The following is a 17,471-nucleotide window of genomic DNA, read 5'->3' on the forward strand; positions in this document are numbered from 1 at the left end:
AAGCGTGGTTTAAGTAAAAGAGGGGGAAGGAAAACAGTATGATAAGGAGAGTGATATTATTAACCGCTTTGCTCGGTAGTTGTTTTGCTACTCAAGCGGTTGAGTTGAACTATAAAACCGAGTGTATAGGCTCTTATACTGTGGATTTACCAGATAATCTTGAAGTTGCGCTTTATCCGACTAAACAGTATTTAGAACCCAAATCACGCTATCCAATCTATTTTGCTGATGGTAAATGGGCGATTCTATCAACATTTAATTATAATGATAATAAATTGTCTATTACTGCAAATTTGGATCATAGCAATTTAATCGAAGCAAAAAAACAATTATCGAATTCTATTCAAAATATTAAAATTAAAAATCCGAATCATTTAGTTGAACCATGGGAAAAAACGGATAGTTTTGGTTTTTACTCAACAGAAGCTTCACGAGTGATCTTTATAAAAAAAAATAGAATTTATTCTTTTCGTACTTCTGAACGTTATCAAGGTGAAAAAAGAAATTATGACTTTTATAAACAAAATACCGAGGCGATAATTAATGGATTTTCTACCCGTGAGCTGTTTGAAGTGCCACAAACGGCCGGTAAGTGTATTCCATATGGCTTTGTCGCCGGTAATGATCCAACTACACCGCTCAATCTTACCGTATCTTTTCGTTTAAATGATCATCCTGATATTGTGATTTCGTTCTCAGAAAATACCCGTTAATTTACTAATTCGTTTAGTTTTAAGGCGAAAGATGAAATAAACCTTTTTTGGAACGATAATTATGATATCAACAATAATAATATCAAAGACATCAAATTATTGGGTTTCCCAACAAAATATAGAGATATAGAAATGGATGGACGAAACGGAACCGCCGGATTTGTTGAGATACGTTATAAAGATAAATCGCCTTCGGATTATGGTTATTACGGTGTGGTCTCCTATTATTCAAGAAATGACAAAAGTCAGGTCAATCATCCATGGTTACTGTTAACGGTAATTGGTAAACGTGACGAAGCGAAAGGGCATACTCCACTAAGTAAAGATGAAATTTATCAACTGGCCAAAACCATTGAAGCCTCAATAAAACGCCGACCAACAGAATAAGAATAGAGCTTCAATCATCATAAATGACAGGCAAAACGAAGGTAGAAGTAAATAGGAGATGAAAAGTGAGAATTGAACTAAATCAATTAGAAAACAGAAGTGGTTATTAATTTATTTTTATGATTATTTTGTGGAATTTGTATCAGGTGAAATATTATATATTAACGGCTGTACAGTGAAAGATATTAGTTTTTATCCTGATGGTATCGGTAGAATAATAAAATACGAAGAAAAGCATATTGATATTACTGAAATTATCGGTAATAGAGAATGGTCATTACAATGGGACAATGATCCATATAAATGGAATGAATCAACCTATCTAGATTTTTCTGGTGATCATTCAGGTAGCTTGAAGATATGTTTTAATAAACAAAATCAACTAACCCAACAACCAGACAGTGAAGCTGACGAGGATTTTAACGAATTTGATGCGCTGATGCTTATCACCAATGATCTACAGCGCCGGCATGAAATGAAATTAGCCGAACTTGCAAAAAGACCGCAACTTAAACAAACTTACCCGTTCAATCCCAATGCGCGTGCGAATTATTCTTATGATTTAAATTAAAGGTAGAATAAACAAATGAATAACGACCACTATCAAATCATCACCGGTAAAATTGCTGACTTACAAGTGATTGATACTGACTTAGCGCTGTTTGGTAAAGGCACGTTTGCCAGCCTGCCTTTACTGGGGCAATTGGCACTAGGTAACACGACCGAAGCCGCCAGTCAGGTAGGCATGGCTAGCGGTCAGCAAGAGGCTGCCGACTACCTCAATAGTGTACAATATTTTCGCTGTAAACTTGGCGAGTTAACCATACAAGGCATTTTTTGCCGGGCTTTTTTTCATAATGGTGATCAGGTCGAAGTAGTGGTTGAACCAATGGAGGACGGCAGCTATTATGCTTATGCCCTACGTCGACCCATCGATCATCGCCTATGGCTCTACCCTTGGGCAATGAAAGGAACCAAAGCAAATAAGACTGATGCATTAAAAGCAACAGCACCTTTATCACTTCTTATTTTCATAGCAACTTTCATAGCAATTTCAATTATTAGTGATAATTTTTATTTTTTTATTTCTACAATTATTATTTGTATATTAGTCGATGGGCTATTTTTTTTATTTTACTACTGGAGTTATAAAAATATGTTAGGTGGTGGTTCTAAAGAAGCCGATAAAATATTTGCTACCCTTGGTTACCCTAAACCCAAAACCGTGAATATGGAACAAGAATATATGGAGATGTTCTTTAATAATAAATCCATGAAAGAACCTGGTTTTTATATCGATGTCACAACTGACGAATTTATCCGTAAAGATCCACCTGGGGTCAAATGGGTCGCCTTCTACCGCGAAGCGCCACCCATCCCCGACTATATTACCGTTATCCATACCGAAAAGAACAACCGTAAGCGAAAAAAATGAAAGCAAATAACGACCACTATCAAATCATCACCGGTAAAATCACTGACTTACAAGTGATTGACACTGACATAGCGCTGTTTGGTAAAGGCACGTTTGCTAGTTTGCCATTACTGGGGCAATTAGCACTAGGCAATACTACTGAAACCGCCAATCAACGGGGCATGGATACCAATCAGTCTACTTTTTCACTCAATATTTTATCTAATTTTCGCGTGATGTGCTTAATAATCGCGGTTCGGAAATCCAACTTCATGTTGATGCTGTTGTCTGCAGTTAACATTAATAATAGCATGAAGTTTAGTTCTGCCTAATGGGGTAATGCTTAGTTCCCGACGATTAATGTCTTGTTTAAACCAAGCTTGGTGTAGCATTGCTTTAAGTAGTTGTGAACCTAATTGACCACCTATATGATCGCGATGTTCGGTAAAATCTATACAACGTTTACCAACAATTTTGTTGTCAAAGTCATCCGGTAATAATTGGTAGTGATTTAAAAAATTTTTTCCTGCTGTAGTAATTAAAAACAGATCTTCTTGAATTGTTATTAAGTTATTTTGTAGTAATGATTGTGTTAATTTTACCGACCATGATCCAGCTAAATGCTTATAACAAGTTCGCGCTTGCTGAAATTTTTGTTTGTTGTTGGTACCGGTTAAAAATAGATAATCATTGGGCGGAATAATTCTAAAGGTTGATTCTATAAAATCGGCAGTATCTTGATTGTTAATTTCATAGTAACGGTGCCTGCCACAAGTTCTATGATGAATTAGTTGAGCATCTTCTAGTTTTTTTAAATGAAACCGCGTTGCCGACGGTGATAAATTTAATTGTTTTGCCAACCATGATGCACAAAGGGTACGGCCATTCATTAACTCAATGATAATCATTACTCGATTAAAATCCGACATGACATCAGAAAAATGGATTAAATCTTCACAATATAATTTTTCACTCATCGATTTAATATTACCGCAATAAATTAATTACCAGCACATCTTACTCCTCTTTTGTAATATATGTTTCAACGTAATTTTAAACATAACTAGCTAATTATAAATAAACTCATTAAATATGTTTGTTATTAAAAAACGCTTTATAGTAGGTAGCTAATGAGTGATCAAATCACTGATGCAAAACCCAGTTATTCTATTTATATTATTTGTGGTTTAGGCTTGTTTTTATCAACACTTGATACTGGGATTATTAATTTAATTCTTAATTCACTAGCAATTAACTTTGCTACTTCATTAACGTTTATAGGTTTATCGGTCACTTTATATTTATTATTTTTAATTATTTTGCTTATACCAAGTGGCTGGTTTGGTGATGTGTATGGGCAAAAAGCTGCGTTAATATTAGGTTTTTTGCTGTTTGCCATAACCTCGTTTTTAGCCGGATTCAGTGAATCAGCTTGGCAATTTATTTTAGCCAGATGTGGTCAAGGAATAGCTGCGGCATTATTACAGGCAAATTGTTTAGGATTAGCTGGAATACAATCAACTAAACAAAAATTGCAATTGAATGCTGTAATTATGTTAGCTATTAGTATAGGACCAATATTGGGACCGAGTTTAAGTGGTTTTATTTTACAATATTGGCAATGGCGACTACTATTTTTTATTAATATTCCTTTTTGTATTTTAGGTTTGGCAGTGACATTATCACTAGCTAAGTTACCTAACAGCAGGCACCGTGCCGATACTTTATTCTCTTTCGAGTTATTACTTCAGTCAACTATTAGGTATGTGGCAATTGGCAGTTTTATCTTTGGGTTTACTGCTGGGGTTATTTTTTCAGCTTTCCCAATTATATTGATTAGGGAAACTAATTATCCTATTGATATTATAGGCTTAATTAGTATGGCTTCGCCAGTTGGGGTAACTTTAAGTGTTTTAATTAAAAAATTATTAGCTAACGATGTTAACCAAATAATCATGATCTATGCTTTACCAACAATGTTGCTGGCATTTACCTTATTTTGGGGCATAAGTTTAAATATTTCAGCATGTGCATATATTGTAGCCGCTTTAGGTTACGGTATTGGTGGTGGATTATTGCAAAGTTCATTAATCCATGTAGCAATGCAACAACAGCCAGATAGACAATCTACGATTGGTGGAATGTTAAGACTGTGTCAAAATTTAGGCATTATTTTAGGTACCGAGTATGCTTTAGCCATTTTAGGCACCAATATAAGTAATGTTGATTTAGCACAAAAGGCAGAAATGTATCAACTATTGTGGGGATTGAATATCATAATACTAATCTGTATGTTTATTTATTCATTCAGATATAATCAAAAGAGTAAAAATAACCAATAGCAGTGGGTTAGCTGTTGGCTAAAGTTGCTGATGTTTTGTAGCAAACAAGATCGAATTAAAAAGGCTAAATAATCGGCAAGGCCAATAAGCAGTACCTATTATAAATTAATCATGCATAGGTAAGTTAAATATAATAAGTATCTGCTTAATTTTAATTAATAGTGAGGAAATCAATCACATTATCTACAAAAATTTTTCGTCCGTGTTCATTTTTATCAAGATGGACAAAATGCGTAGCTTTTGGGATCTCGACTAATTGTGCATTAGGTGCCTCATTGATGATAGCTAAGGCATCTTCTTTACGGCTCCAAAAATCATTTTGTGAAAAGATCACTAACGTTGGCATAGTGAGATCTTTTGCTTGCCATTGACGTTTGCCAATTGCCAGTTCAAAGCTATCGGCCATTGCACCATTGGGCGAGCGGAATTGTGGGGGGGTATGGTTATAAGATTGTGGATCGGAGGCTAATGCTGCTTGTGCATAGGCTTGGCTCACTAAAGGATCGCGCCACAAATTTTTATCTTCTACAGTAATACTGTTATCCCATGCCGGGAACAGACTTTCTTGGGTATTGAGTTGATAACCACCTATGTGTGGATTAAGTTGGCCTGAATGTGCAGGATCGTCCAAAAAAGAAACTTTACCAAGTATTGGATGATTTTGTGTTGTGCCATACAGTGAATTATAGATTACCAGTTTATTGACTGTTGCAGGATATTTAGTCGCATAAGCCGCAGACCAATGCCCACCGGTTGCCCATCCTAATAAATTGACTTTAGACGAAGCTGACAATTGCATAATGTGATTAATGGCACAGGCAATATCAGCTACGGCTGAATCTGTTCTAATTAAGGGTGCGGATTGTGCTGCCGGCTGTGACATTGCAGTTGGTCTTGTCGATTGACCATATCCCCTGAGATCTAATAAATAGGTATCTATTCCTGCTTTAGCGAGTTCCTCTGCTAACGATCCTCCCGCAACGGGTAAATCAAAAGAGCCTATGGCTGGTACTCTGGCTCCATGAATTAAAAGTACTGGGGCGGGTTTATTAACATTTTTATTTGCTTTAAGCTTAATTTCTCTGATAAATAAGTGTTGCTTGTCAAAGCATGATTCAATATAAAAATCCTTTTTTTGTAATGTATTGGCACTAGTCATCGAAGTTAACCCTAATAATGTAATGATAAAGAGTAAAAGTTTAGGCATAAGTTAATATACAATGCTCTGTTAATTATAATCCAAGTTCAAAATTTGATTTAATTTGACAAAGATAAATGAACTGATATAAAAAAATCCGTAAAATTATTAAACTATGATTTATGGTAATTGTCATTAACCAAATAGAAGTTCAATTAACTGTTCTTTGCAATTGTATGATGATTTCAGCAAATTTAGCTAATGTAATATTATATTTTTATAGGTTAATGTAGCTAATTGAACGATTGCAACTTTGCTGATGACAAAAAAACTAAAAGTAGGGATTTAGTTTAAACTTCAACATTCATACTCAGTAAAATATTTGTAAAGAACTTTCAGGAACACTATACGTTTCAATCTATAAAAGGGCTGTAGATAAAGTTGAAAATAACAATTATTGTACAAATAACAAGATGATTTATTGTAATATAACATCAATTAAAGTTGAAAAATGTAAAATAAAAAATAACTGAAAATGAAAAAATTATTATTTTTATTGACTCTAGTATTAAGCTTCTCTGCTAGGGCAGAAAATCTAACCGCATATTATAATAGTGATAATGAAAAAATTGATAAGCCAGAAGGACTTACTCTTATTAAAAATAATCTATACCAAGATAAGGAAAATAATCTTTATTTTATGGCCGATTATATAAAACATTCTTCGTCTGATGATGTCACTATTATTCCTAAAAAATTAGGTACCTTTTTACAAAAAGAAATATATGATAAAAATAGTGGTAGTTTAATTCCAATATCAAAAGTGATTGACATTGAAAGTTATCAAATGCTTGATGAACTTATTTTTAAGGATAAATATCATGTCTATTTTTATACCGGAACTGAATATTCGAATTATCCTTTTGTGATTGTTGATGAGTTATTATCATCTAAAGATATAAGCATACTTGATGGTAGGTATTTAATAAGCAATAATCATGTTTATCATTATGGTGCGTATACCTACATAGCCGAAGTGAATAATGCTCAGGCTTCGACTTTTTCTGTATTTCGTTTAAATTATAAAGATGGAAAAAATAATCGCTATTTTATTATCGGAAAAGATAAAAACAGATGTTATTTAGATGGCGAAGCCTTAGATAAAAACGCGATTGAGTCAATAAACGAAATAGCTTATCCGGCTATTTTATCTGGTTGTAATTAGTAAAATAAAATCAAAAAACGATTTATTATATTTATCTTTATTAATCAATTAAATTTTTTTGCTTTTTAAAATTAACCAAAAAGGTATTAATAATAAGCCAATATAGATGGTAAATAGCATTCGGTATTGCATTATGTTTAATATGAAACTGCCTAAATAAGTTCCTATACCGCCACCACCAAAGATAGCCACGCCAATGAGTCCGGACGATAAGCCTTTATTGTCTCCTGCAAGTTCAAGGGCTTTACTCGCTAAGATCGATTGAACTAATATATAGCCAATGCCAAGTAATATTGTTGCTAGATAAGCTAATATAACACTATTACAGCAATATAATAATAACGATGTTAACGAGCAACTCAAACCTAAAATAACGATATTTTGCGAGGTAATATTTTTTAAAAAAATTCTATTGATAAAACCGGTAAAAAAACAAGCTAAACCAAATAACATTAGTCCCAGACCGATATACTTATAATCGATAGCCAGCGATTTGAAAAAATACGAGCCGATAAAAGAATAACTGCCTAGTACTATAAATCCATTACAAAAAGCTAGAAAATATACCGTTAATAAGGCTTTATTTTTCAGTAATAGAATAGTTGTAGGGATGAAATTTGATTTTGCTATGTTTTTCGGACTAGTTGGTAAGCTGAAAATTGTCATAAAAGATAAAAGGGATAATATAGAAAATATTAGAAATATATTTCGCCAAGTGCTAATTTCTATTAACCAACCACCAATTCCCGAACTCAATCCTTGCCCTAAAAAAATCAAACCCAGAAAAATACCAACTAGTTTGGCTAAAACTTCATTTTTATATAATTCACCTAAAATACCAAGTGAGACGGCGACAATGCCAGCAGCAAATAGTCCTGTAATAAATCTATAAATGGTTAGCAATAGCAAATTTGGTGCAAAAGAACAAAGCAGGGTGGCAAGTGATAATAACAACATTAAGGCCAGTAATATATTTTTTCTACCATATTTGTCACTATAATATCCATAAAAAGGCTGTAGTAAACCATAAGGAAGCAAATAAGCTGTAAGCACGATACTAACTTGTGAGATGGTAAGTCCAAAGTCAGCTGCAATATTTGGCAATAAAAGTGAAGCGACCCAATTGTCAGCGGCAGAAATGAATCCTGTCAAACCAATAAGCATTACCACCCCATAATTTTTGATAAAGTTCATCTGCAAACTTCCAGCGTGTTAACTAAATTAAAAATAATACTCTTATATTTGATTGAAAACACTTATTTAATTAATAATAGACTCGCTTAGCCAACTTGAAAAGCTACCGTTTTAACATCTTTACCTTCTACTAGCATTAAGCGTTCACTGGTGAAAATTGGCTGTTAAATGAGAGTAACATGCTGCCGCGAGCAACCGAATACATAATTAAGGCAATTTGTTGCATAAAATAGGCATTTTTATCGCTTTTAAGGTATTAATATTTTAATGCATCAACAACGAGTTTGAATACGTTTGAGTGGCCTTGACGACTAGGGTAATAAATATAAAAAGAATCGTAGCTAATAGCAAATTCAGTTAATAATTCAACTAGTTGACCGCTGGCTAATTCGTTTTCTACATCGGGCCGGCCTAACCATGAAATGCCTAAACCATCTAAGACGGCTTGCTTACGCACACTACTATTAATTTTAAATTGTGAGTGTGGTTGGTATTTTACTATTTTGCCATTTTCAATAAATTCCCACGTTAATTCAGTGCCATGTTGGGCAGAAATTTGCATACCTACCAGGCGGTGATTATTTAAATCTGTAATTTGTTTAGGTTGATCTTTACCGACTAAATAGCTAGGGCTAGCCACTAATGCCATTTTTAGCGGGGCCGATATTTTGACCGCAATCATTTCTTTGGCAAGATCGTTACCTAAACGGCATCCCATATCAAAGCCTTGTTTGACGATGTCTGCCCAACTATTGTCAGCTTGAATTTCGATTTTAATTTGTGGATATTTGGGTAAAAAATCACGCAATTTAGGATAGATAATGTGTTCAATGGCAAAATCTGGGGCATTAATTTTAATAGTGCCGGTAGGCGTATCTAGATAACTATTTAATGCATTAACTTCTTGATTAATAGAGTTAAATAGTGGGGAAATTTGTTGGTAAAGTTGTTTGCCTGCCTCAGTGAGTGAGACATTACGGGTAGAACGATTAAATAAACGTAAATTTAAGCGACTTTCTAATTTGCGCATGCTGTGGCTCACCGCAGAAGAGGAAATTCCAAGCTGCTTACCGGCTTTTACAAAATTACCGGTTTGGGCAATAGTAATAAAGTAATTCAATTCATTGAAGTTATACATAATATGTAAGGCCATTATTGAATTTTATTCATCATACTATAAAACAATAACTAATTTATCTCAATAAAGGGAATGTCTAGAATAACTGTCAACGATTAGTTAGTTTAAGCAATATGATTGCTACCTAATCATCTAAAAAAATGAATTATCTCCATATAAACAGCGACAATTGAGGTTAATAATGTCTAAACAAGTGATTGTTTTGAGTGGTGCTGGTGCGATTGGTATAGCTATTGCCAGGCGCATTGCCGTAGGTAAACAATTGGTGTTAGCCGATGTCAACATAGCCAATGCGGAAAAGCAAGCCCAAGAACTGCGTAATGCCGGATTTGCTGTGCATACCATTGGTTGTGATGTATCAAATCCAGACGATGTTAATAACTTAGTCGATTTTGCAGTTAAACTTGGCGATATTATGGGACTGGTTAATACTGCTGGTTTATCGCCATCACAAGCATCGGCTAAACGCTTATTTGCCGTTGATCTATATGGCACGGCGCTGTTATTAGATTCCTTTGCTGACGTGATGGCAAAAGGCAGTAGTGCGTTAGTGATCGGTTCGCAATCGGCCCATCGGTTAGAACCGTTACCGATTGAACAAACCAAAGCACTAGCATTAACACCTACCGAAGATTTACTTAAGTTACCCTTTATTCAAGCAATTGATGACAGTTTAACGGCCTATCAACTTTCTAAACGCGGTAATGCTTTGCGCGTGCAAGCGCAAGCAGTGAAATGGGGGCATCGTGGTGCCAGAATAAACTGTATTAGTGCGGGTATTATTCATACTCCTCTTGCTAATGACGAGCTTAATGGTGAACGTAAACAATTTTACCGTAATATGCTTAAAAATTTACCGGTGGGGCGCGGTGGGTCACCCGATGAAGTTGCCAATCTGGCGGAACTGATTATGTCCGAAAAAGGCGCTTATATTACTGGCAGTGATTTTTTAATTGATGGTGGTGCCACGGCAAAATTCTGGTGGGATCAAGCTGACTAATTGAGTTTAAGCTTAATAAGTAATTAAGGAATAAAAATGAACAAGGTAACCGCAGGTAGAGATGTTTTGGGCGATTTTGCCCCAAAGTTTGCACAACTTAATGATGATGTATTATTTGGTGAAGTGTGGTCACGCGAAAAGCAGCTTGCTAAACGAGACCGAAGTATGATCACAGTAACCGCTTTGTTAGCCAGTGGTATTTTAGATAGTTCTTTGCAATATCATTTGCAAACAGCTAAAGACAATGGCATAACTAAACAAGAGATTGCTGAAGTGATTACCCATGTAGCCTTTTATATTGGTTGGCCAAAAGCCTGGGCTGCTTTTCGTTTTGCTAAAGATATTTGGACTGATTAATAGATTTTAAAAAGTGGAGATTATATGAACTACGTAAAACTTGGTAATTCTAATATTACTGTATCCAATTTTTGTTTGGGATGTATGAGCTTTGGTGATCCGGCAAGTAAAATGCATGCATGGACGCTTAACCCAACTGAAACCGAAACCATTATTAAACATGCATTAGATCTAGGTATTAACTTTTTTGATACTGCCAATACCTACTCTAATGGAACCAGTGAAGAATATGTTGGACGGGCACTAAAAAACAATATTGCGCGCGAAAAAGTCATATTAGCAACCAAAGTCTATTTTAATGAAGGGCATCTTTCCAAACAGGCAATAGCAAAAGAAATTAACGACTCACTTAAACGCCTTGGTACTGATTATGTCGATCTTTATATTATTCATCGTTTTGATTATAACACCCCGATTGAAGAAACCATGGAAGCGTTAGATAAGTTAGTCAAAGCAGGCAAAGTCCGTGCGTTAGGCGCATCAGCCATGTATGGCTATCAGTTTTTTAATCTCCAGCTTGCAGCTGAAAAGGGCGGTTGGACACCATTTGTTTCCATGCAAAATCATTACAATTTGTTATATCGCGAAGATGAGCGTGAACTTATTCCTATTTGTAAACAATATCATGTTGCACTAACTCCATATAGTCCTTTAGCCGCTGGCAGACTTTCTCGTTTAAATTGGCAAACTGATACTTTACGCAGCAAGACAGATAAAGTCGCTATTGCTAAGTATGATGGTACGCAAAAGAATGATAGCAATATAGCACTAAGAGTACATGAACTGGCTGAAAAATATGGTGCTAGCATGACACAAATTGCGTTAGCTTGGCAATTTGCCAAAGGTGTGACTTCACCAATTATTGGCGCCACTAAAACAAAATATCTTGATGATGCAATTGGCGCACTCAAGATAAAATTAACTCAGGAAGATATTAATTATCTTGAAGAATTGTATTTGCCCCATCGCATTATGGGCGCTATTTAACTATTTGTTAATATTAAGGATAATTAATATGAAAATAATCGACAAAACTGAATTTGCCAAGGCAGATATATTTGGAGTAGGAGAACTTAATACCGCCTATGCTAACTATTTTATTGGTCATTCCTTTCTTAAACCGTTAATCGATCCAGCCAATATATCCTTATTTCTAGCTAATGTAACTTTCGAACCGGGTTGCAGGAACAATTGGCATATCCATCATGCCAGCAAAGGTGGTGGGCAAATTTTGTTATGCACCGCCGGCAGTGGTTGGTATCAAGAACAGGGTAAACAGGCAGTTAGTTTACAACCGGGCTTTGTTATTGTCATACCGCCAGAAGTCAAGCACTGGCATGGTGCTAAAGTCGATTCTTGGTTTAGTCACATTGCTATAGAAGTCCCGGGAGAAGATTTACGTAATGAGTGGTGTGAGCCAGTGTCGGAACAAGAATACCAGCAATTGAAGTAAAGTTGTTATGTTTAGCAGTTCGCAGGTATTAAATTATTTTATTATTAATAATTAGTACAACTACAAAACATTCTAAATATAAAATGAAATAGTATTTAAGTTGATATATAAAAATGATAACAAGTAATGTAGCTTTCAGCCTGTGCTATTAATATTCAAACGTATAGTATTCCTGAAACATCTTTACAAATATCTATCTAGTAATATATCAATTAACCTAATATAGATTGTGTAATTTCATATAAGTTAAAACCGTTAGAAATATAAAACTAACAAGATACTAAAAAATATCTTGTTAGCAAAAATTCCTTTTTTATGGTAATTAAATAAATGTTAATTAATTTTCTCATTTGCTTCTGCAATCAGATAGTTAATTAAACAAATCAATAGCGAACATTGAGATAGACTGGAGTAATCATTAGAGAAAAACTCATTACCATAAATGTCAGTTATAGTGATAGTATTGGTCCAATCATTGGTACTAATTGATTGTAATTGATAATAATGGCATGAATTTATGTTATCAAATTGAATTTTATTTTGAGTTAACACAATATTTTTTTTCTGATTATCAAAATTTTTTAAATAATTACGACCAATTGCATAGTTTAGTAAATTGTTTTTATTTTCTATATATTCAAAACTTAATGATTGATTTTGTGCAAGAAGCGCCAGCTTTTCTTCAAATACTTCATCTATATAGTTTTGTAACCAAGCTTCTTTGTTGCCTCCACCTAATTTATTAGAACTGTAGTATGTTTGGTCATCATCCATTTGGATAATGAGAATAGAAATAAAACCATGTCGATCAGGGAATATATAGAAGTTTTTTACCTGATTATAGAAATAACTTACCGATTGTTTCCTTTTTTTGATTATTAAACCTTTTTCATAAAATTGTATGTCAGTATTTTTACGTGCAAAAAAGACAAATACCGCATAAAGAATTAAATTGATGATGATCGCAACAGCAATAAGTACAATAGTTTGGTCTAAGGGTAATAGATGGATTAGGTGAAGGGCTATAAGAGATATAAATTCGAATGCAGATAGAATATAAACTGTCAATTTTGGACCAAGTCCTAGTTTAGTAAGATGAACAATCTTTATACCCAAGGATGAAGTTGTCATACATTGATTTCCTTTTCTTAAAAATGCTATTAATTATAGATGTATATCAAAAAATCTAAATTAGATATTACTTAAATTTTTGTAGTGAAGAGTTTAAAATCAAATTATTTTTTTGGCAAATTTTTATGCAAAATTATAGGGTTATCAAAAGCCCCCCCTTTGATTTCTATAAATTTTTATTAACATAATTTTCAATGTATTCTTTAAAAACTCTCACCCGGTTAGGTAGGTAATTTCTGTCCTTAAATATGAGATAGATTGATCTGGCATTACCTATCCAATCCGGCAAAATTTGTACTAGTTCACCTTTAGCCAGGCTATTTTTGACAAATTGCGATGGGACAAAACAGATCCCCATTCCTGCCTTGGCGGCATCTATGATAAGTTCGGTGTCGTCCATAACTAAGCAAGGATTGGCGTGAACTTCGTAGTATTCGGCTTTATTGGTATTCTTTAATGGCCAAATTAGATTATTGTTGATATTAATCAAATTTTTATCCAATAAATCAACAGGATTAGCACAATCATGTAGGTGTGGTAAATATTCTTTAGAGGTACATAATATATTTTTCGATATTAACAGTCTTTTGGCTATCCAATCGCTATCGGCTAGATCGCCAACTCTAATTGCAATATCAATGTTCATATCCGCTAAATCAACCAATTTATTCGTTGCCATTAAATCTATTTTTATGTCCGGGTACGCTTTTTTAAATGAAAAAATACATTTACCAAACCATTGATGAGTTAAGCTAATTGGTGCGGTTACTTTAATGGTTCCACATAGTTTTTGGTGATAATCCTCTAGATTTTCTGCGGTTTCAATGAATTCATCAACTAAGTTGGTAAATTTAGCCATATACATTTGCCCTAATGTGGTAAGCGTGATCTTCCTGCTACTCCTATACATCAAAAGGCCACCAATAGCTTGTTCTAATTGTGTTAAGCGCCTGCTTATAGTTGGTGAAGGCATTGATAGCTTTTTGGCGGCTTTAACAATACTGCCTTCTTTAATTACGCTAATAAAAATTATGAGATCATCAAAAGATAGTTTCATTTTTGAAATTTAATGTTGTTATTTTGTTCATTGTACTATAAATGAAATGAACTTAAAATTAAATTTAGTTTACTAATAAACATCTAAGTTGACTCAAATTATAACGAGTCATTGAATCAAATATCAGCGTTACGGAAATCTAAAAATCATAAACACCTAAAGATAGTGATGTTGTCGAAATTTCAATATTTTGAATTAATTCTCCAACAAGAATTACTGATAGCTTCAATAATCTTAGATGCTTTATTTTAGAAATAATGGAGTTTAAAATGAATAATCGTCAAATGGCATTGTTACTGGTTACATTATCTACCTTTTTTTGGGGATCTAATTTTAACGCTGCAGCAATAGTTGTCACAAAAGTGCCTCCTCTGGTTGCCGCATCTGAACGTTTTATTATTGCGAGTTTAGTTATTTTTATTTACATGATTATTAAGGCTAAAAATAATATTAGTGTATTTAAATTAAATTGGCTGGCACTTATTTTACTAGGGTTATGTGGTATTACAGGGTTTAATTTAGCGTTCTTTATTGGGTTGCAAACCACCTCGGCAATTAATGGTGCTCTTATTATGGCTACTTCGCCAGTAACTACCGCGTTAATTGCCTCAATCATAGATAAACACCAAGTAACTTGGTCACAAAGGGTGGGGATGCTAATTAGTTTGATTGGTGTGGTTTTGGTGATCAGTAATGGCGATATAACTAATATCATCAAATTACAATTCAGTGGTGGAGATTTAATTATCTTATTAGGCAATTTAGCTTGGGCGATTTATACCGTCGGCTGTCGCAAATTTATCGCCAACTCAACCCCATTACAAACCACCAGTTTTACGATGTTATTTGGCTCAATTGGTATATTACTTTTCTCAATATATCAAGGTAACTTATTAAAAGAGATTGAAAATATCTCTCTATCTAATCATATGATTCTTATTTATTTGGCAATAGCCGGCGCGGTATTAGCTTATTTATTCTGGAATGTTGGCATAAAAGAACTAGGTGCTGCAACTACATCAGTATTTTTTAATTTAGTCCCGGTTTTTACGATGTTGCTTGCTCTAATAACAGGCCTAATCCCAAATGTATTACAACTAGTAGGCGCCGTTTTGGTGATTGGCGGGGTAATTTATACTACTGGTGCTTATAGGATAATGATAAAAAATCGTTAAAATCTCTTTAATAAAGTTATGATTGCCTAATTGTAAAGTAGTGTGATTAATTGGTCACAGTATTTAATGAATTTAATCTGTAATAATAGTCATTAAAATCAGTTTTTAATTAGATAGAGTAGCGACCAGATTATTAGTACTGTTTGGTTGTATTGGGACGATCTTTTGTTTAGTTATAGCCAGTGTGGTTGATTCCTACCAAATACATTTATTGATGATGTCCTTAACTGGCTTTTTTGCCGCCTCAGTACCAGCAGCTTAATGGTGTATCTCTATTAAAAGAATATGCCAGTTGGGTTTATTGCACCGGTTGTAAACAGACCATTGCTTATTTATGCTACGTGACTTACGATAAATGCCATTTTGATTTTGAATGTTGTTGTGGTGCAAAAGGTAAGCTAGATATCAGATTCACTAATTCTGAATATCCATTAAATAAACACCCGCTCATTATAGTAAAAAATAGATGTTGTTGCCCTATAGATCAATCACCATTAATAACTTTTGTTGAAAAAAATTTAATGCATTACAATTGTTATATAGCTTGTGCTAGTTGTAAAAATGAATTTTTCCAAAAAAAATAGCAAACCCTTTAATTTTTTAATCATTGGCGGTTGGGGCGTTATAAGGTTGATGCTGGGGTATTGTTATTGGTGCACTTGCTGATCCTGCTGTCCGCATTGAAGTGGGTTATGGTTTAGAAGGGACACTTACTGATTTAACCACTCGCAATGAGTTTAATTTTTAATCTCTTTGATAAATCATAGATATGATATCAATCTACGTTTTGTTTTTTATTCTAAGTGACATTCAAAGCGTAGATAACTCACCCAATAAATATTGGTTTTTACCGAACGGTGATTTTCTTAAATATAGCTAATTAATAAAAGTTAACAATACCAAATCAAAAGCTTGAAAAGTATTAGCATGATTACATCCTCTTTTTTACTTAATACCCTTTACTTACAATACATTATATTCTGTGTTATATTTTCCCTAATTCCCCCTAACTGTTAATGTTCAATGGATATCAAATTAGCTAAAAATGATAAACGTTATATTGAAGGCGCTGATGATGTATATAGCATCATGCAGCGTGTCCTTTTACGTGATAATAAAATTGACCAAGAAAAAGAGCATTTCTGGATGATTGGCATGAACGAAGCCGGATACATTCTTTATATTGAGCTGATTGCCCTTGGTACTTATAGATCAGTTGATATTGAACCTATGAATGTATTTCGGGTCGCTGTTATGAAAAATGCTTCCCGCGTTATTGCTGTTCATAATCATCCTACTGGACGACTAGAGCCTTCTGATGCCGATAAAGAAGTAACGGATCGTTTAATTCAAGTAGGACGTATTTTAAATATTACCTTTGTTGATCATTTGATTATTTCACCTGTTAATTATTCTAGTTTTAGAGCAACTGGTTTAATGGACGAGTTAGAAAAAAGCCTTAAATATGTGCCTACTTATTTGGTAATTGAGCAGATTAGGAAAGAAGAAAGGAGGATTGCTAAGGAGAAGTTAGCTTTAGAGAAAGATAAGACAAAAGTTGCAAAAGATAAATCTAAAGAGTTAGAACAACAGATTATTGCAGCAGTTCATTTTTTGAAATGCAAAGAGATCCCTATAGAGCAGATAGCAAAAATTTTAAATATAACGGTTAAAGATATCCAAAATATTTTAAAGAAGAAAATCATAGTTCGAGAGTAAACTGTTTTTTTAAGTAAATAACAACAAT

General features: G+C 33.9%; 18 protein-coding genes and 1 pseudogene. 13 read left to right on the forward strand and 6 right to left on the reverse strand.

Going from position 1 to position 17,471, the window contains the following annotated elements; all coding sequences use genetic code 11:
* The first annotated feature begins 38 nt into the window (after nt 1-38).
* The 4 genes from Q0K76_RS05005 to Q0K76_RS05020 all read left to right on the forward strand — a co-directional run bounded on the left by Q0K76_RS05005 (nt 39) and on the right by Q0K76_RS05020 (nt 2,535).
* Nucleotides 39-713 carry a T6SS immunity protein Tli4 family protein gene (locus Q0K76_RS05005; protein WP_294612345.1) on the forward strand — a complete coding sequence of 225 codons (675 nt, stop codon included), beginning with the start codon at nt 39-41 and terminating at the stop codon, nt 711-713.
* 132 nt (nt 714-845) lie between these two features.
* Nucleotides 846-1,100: a hypothetical protein gene (locus Q0K76_RS05010; protein WP_294612334.1), complete on the forward strand. Its 255-nt coding sequence runs from the start codon at nt 846-848 to the stop codon at nt 1,098-1,100.
* 130 nt (nt 1,101-1,230) lie between these two features.
* Nucleotides 1,231-1,671, forward strand: a complete 441-nt coding sequence (locus tag Q0K76_RS05015) for a hypothetical protein (protein ID WP_294612348.1) — start codon at nt 1,231-1,233, stop codon at nt 1,669-1,671.
* Nucleotides 1,672-1,686: 15 nt separating this feature from the next.
* Nucleotides 1,687-2,535 (forward strand): putative type VI secretion system effector, encoded by an 849-nt coding sequence (locus tag Q0K76_RS05020; protein ID WP_294612352.1) that lies wholly within the window; start codon nt 1,687-1,689, stop codon nt 2,533-2,535.
* Nucleotides 2,536-2,756: 221 nt separating this feature from the next.
* Here the strand turns inward: Q0K76_RS05020 and Q0K76_RS05025 are convergent, their stop codons facing one another.
* Nucleotides 2,757-3,491 carry a helix-turn-helix domain-containing protein gene (locus Q0K76_RS05025; RefSeq protein ID WP_294612355.1) on the reverse strand — a complete coding sequence of 245 codons (735 nt, stop codon included), beginning with the start codon at nt 3,489-3,491 and terminating at the stop codon, nt 2,757-2,759.
* Between the two features lie 153 nt (nt 3,492-3,644).
* On the opposite strand from Q0K76_RS05025, the gene Q0K76_RS05030 reads away from it, so the two are divergent.
* Nucleotides 3,645-4,856: an MFS transporter gene (locus Q0K76_RS05030; RefSeq protein ID WP_294612358.1), complete on the forward strand. Its 1,212-nt coding sequence runs from the start codon at nt 3,645-3,647 to the stop codon at nt 4,854-4,856.
* Between the two features lie 151 nt (nt 4,857-5,007).
* On the opposite strand, the gene Q0K76_RS05035 is transcribed toward Q0K76_RS05030, so the two are convergent.
* Nucleotides 5,008-6,015 (reverse strand): alpha/beta hydrolase, encoded by a 1,008-nt coding sequence (locus tag Q0K76_RS05035; protein ID WP_294612362.1) that lies wholly within the window; start codon nt 6,013-6,015, stop codon nt 5,008-5,010.
* A 514-nt stretch (nt 6,016-6,529) separates the two neighbouring features.
* On the opposite strand from Q0K76_RS05035, the gene Q0K76_RS05040 reads away from it, so the two are divergent.
* Nucleotides 6,530-7,219, forward strand: coding sequence for a DKNYY domain-containing protein (locus Q0K76_RS05040; protein WP_294612364.1), 690 nt, complete (start codon nt 6,530-6,532; stop codon nt 7,217-7,219).
* A gap of 48 nt (nt 7,220-7,267) precedes the next feature.
* On the opposite strand, the gene Q0K76_RS05045 is transcribed toward Q0K76_RS05040, so the two are convergent.
* Entirely contained in the window at nt 7,268-8,413 is a 1,146-nt protein-coding gene (locus Q0K76_RS05045; protein ID WP_294612367.1) for an MFS transporter, read from the reverse strand.
* A gap of 256 nt (nt 8,414-8,669) precedes the next feature.
* Nucleotides 8,670-9,551, reverse strand: coding sequence for a LysR family transcriptional regulator (locus tag Q0K76_RS05050; protein ID WP_294612370.1), 882 nt, complete (start codon nt 9,549-9,551; stop codon nt 8,670-8,672).
* A 181-nt stretch (nt 9,552-9,732) separates the two neighbouring features.
* Here Q0K76_RS05050 and Q0K76_RS05055 point away from each other — a divergent pair, with 181 nt between their 5' ends.
* The 4 genes from Q0K76_RS05055 to Q0K76_RS05070 are packed head-to-tail and all read left to right on the forward strand — an operon-like array spanning nt 9,733 to nt 12,361.
* Nucleotides 9,733-10,551: an SDR family oxidoreductase gene (locus Q0K76_RS05055; RefSeq protein ID WP_294612373.1), complete on the forward strand. Its 819-nt coding sequence runs from the start codon at nt 9,733-9,735 to the stop codon at nt 10,549-10,551.
* A gap of 36 nt (nt 10,552-10,587) precedes the next feature.
* Entirely contained in the window at nt 10,588-10,908 is a 321-nt protein-coding gene (locus tag Q0K76_RS05060) for a carboxymuconolactone decarboxylase family protein (protein ID WP_294612376.1), read from the forward strand.
* Between the two features lie 24 nt (nt 10,909-10,932).
* A complete protein-coding gene (locus Q0K76_RS05065; protein ID WP_294612378.1) occupies nt 10,933-11,895 on the forward strand; it encodes an aldo/keto reductase in 963 nt (320 codons plus the stop codon).
* A gap of 28 nt (nt 11,896-11,923) precedes the next feature.
* Nucleotides 11,924-12,361, forward strand: coding sequence for a cupin domain-containing protein (locus tag Q0K76_RS05070; protein ID WP_294612381.1), 438 nt, complete (start codon nt 11,924-11,926; stop codon nt 12,359-12,361).
* Nucleotides 12,362-12,694: 333 nt separating this feature from the next.
* Here the strand turns inward: Q0K76_RS05070 and Q0K76_RS05075 are convergent, their stop codons facing one another.
* Nucleotides 12,695-13,492: a hypothetical protein gene (locus Q0K76_RS05075; protein ID WP_294612383.1), complete on the reverse strand. Its 798-nt coding sequence runs from the start codon at nt 13,490-13,492 to the stop codon at nt 12,695-12,697.
* Between the two features lie 166 nt (nt 13,493-13,658).
* Nucleotides 13,659-14,549 carry a LysR family transcriptional regulator gene (locus tag Q0K76_RS05080; RefSeq protein ID WP_294612385.1) on the reverse strand — a complete coding sequence of 297 codons (891 nt, stop codon included), beginning with the start codon at nt 14,547-14,549 and terminating at the stop codon, nt 13,659-13,661.
* A 269-nt stretch (nt 14,550-14,818) separates the two neighbouring features.
* Between Q0K76_RS05080 and Q0K76_RS05085 the strand changes: the two genes are divergently transcribed.
* The 3 genes and pseudogenes from Q0K76_RS05085 to Q0K76_RS05090 all read left to right on the forward strand — a co-directional run bounded on the left by Q0K76_RS05085 (nt 14,819) and on the right by Q0K76_RS05090 (nt 17,443).
* Entirely contained in the window at nt 14,819-15,724 is a 906-nt protein-coding gene (locus tag Q0K76_RS05085; RefSeq protein WP_294612387.1) for a DMT family transporter, read from the forward strand.
* Nucleotides 15,725-16,332: 608 nt separating this feature from the next.
* A pseudogene (locus Q0K76_RS13010) lies at nt 16,333-16,454 on the forward strand (TPM domain-containing protein); the annotation flags it as partial.
* 293 nt (nt 16,455-16,747) lie between these two features.
* Complete coding sequence (locus Q0K76_RS05090) at nt 16,748-17,443, forward strand: JAB domain-containing protein (protein WP_294612390.1); 696 nt, start codon at nt 16,748-16,750, stop codon at nt 17,441-17,443.
* The last annotated feature ends 28 nt before the right edge of the window (nt 17,444-17,471 follow it).

It is taken from the genome of uncultured Gilliamella sp. (assembly GCA_945271295.1).
GTDB lineage: Bacteria > Pseudomonadota > Gammaproteobacteria > Enterobacterales > Orbaceae > Gilliamella.

Bases quoted from the DNA above. Each gene is read 5' to 3' on its own strand.
- Q0K76_RS05005 (WP_294612345.1), top strand. From the start codon at position 39: ATGATAAGGAGAGTGATATTATTAACCGCTTTGCTCGGTAGTTGTTTT.
- Q0K76_RS05010 (WP_294612334.1), top strand. From the start codon at position 846: ATGGATGGACGAAACGGAACCGCCGGATTTGTTGAGATACGTTATAAA.
- Q0K76_RS05020 (WP_294612352.1), top strand. From the start codon at position 1,687: ATGAATAACGACCACTATCAAATCATCACCGGTAAAATTGCTGACTTA.
- Q0K76_RS05025 (WP_294612355.1), bottom strand. From the start codon at position 3,491: ATGAGTGAAAAATTATATTGTGAAGATTTAATCCATTTTTCTGATGTC.
- Q0K76_RS05030 (WP_294612358.1), top strand. From the start codon at position 3,645: ATGAGTGATCAAATCACTGATGCAAAACCCAGTTATTCTATTTATATT.
- Q0K76_RS05035 (WP_294612362.1), bottom strand. From the start codon at position 6,015: ATGACTAGTGCCAATACATTACAAAAAAAGGATTTTTATATTGAATCA.
- Q0K76_RS05040 (WP_294612364.1), top strand. From the start codon at position 6,530: ATGAAAAAATTATTATTTTTATTGACTCTAGTATTAAGCTTCTCTGCT.
- Q0K76_RS05045 (WP_294612367.1), bottom strand. From the start codon at position 8,413: ATGAACTTTATCAAAAATTATGGGGTGGTAATGCTTATTGGTTTGACA.
- Q0K76_RS05050 (WP_294612370.1), bottom strand. From the start codon at position 9,551: ATGTATAACTTCAATGAATTGAATTACTTTATTACTATTGCCCAAACC.
- Q0K76_RS05055 (WP_294612373.1), top strand. From the start codon at position 9,733: ATGTCTAAACAAGTGATTGTTTTGAGTGGTGCTGGTGCGATTGGTATA.
- Q0K76_RS05060 (WP_294612376.1), top strand. From the start codon at position 10,588: ATGAACAAGGTAACCGCAGGTAGAGATGTTTTGGGCGATTTTGCCCCA.
- Q0K76_RS05065 (WP_294612378.1), top strand. From the start codon at position 10,933: ATGAACTACGTAAAACTTGGTAATTCTAATATTACTGTATCCAATTTT.
- Q0K76_RS05070 (WP_294612381.1), top strand. From the start codon at position 11,924: ATGAAAATAATCGACAAAACTGAATTTGCCAAGGCAGATATATTTGGA.
- Q0K76_RS05075 (WP_294612383.1), bottom strand. From the start codon at position 13,492: ATGACAACTTCATCCTTGGGTATAAAGATTGTTCATCTTACTAAACTA.
- Q0K76_RS05080 (WP_294612385.1), bottom strand. From the start codon at position 14,549: ATGAAACTATCTTTTGATGATCTCATAATTTTTATTAGCGTAATTAAA.
- Q0K76_RS05085 (WP_294612387.1), top strand. From the start codon at position 14,819: ATGAATAATCGTCAAATGGCATTGTTACTGGTTACATTATCTACCTTT.
- Q0K76_RS05090 (WP_294612390.1), top strand. From the start codon at position 16,748: ATGGATATCAAATTAGCTAAAAATGATAAACGTTATATTGAAGGCGCT.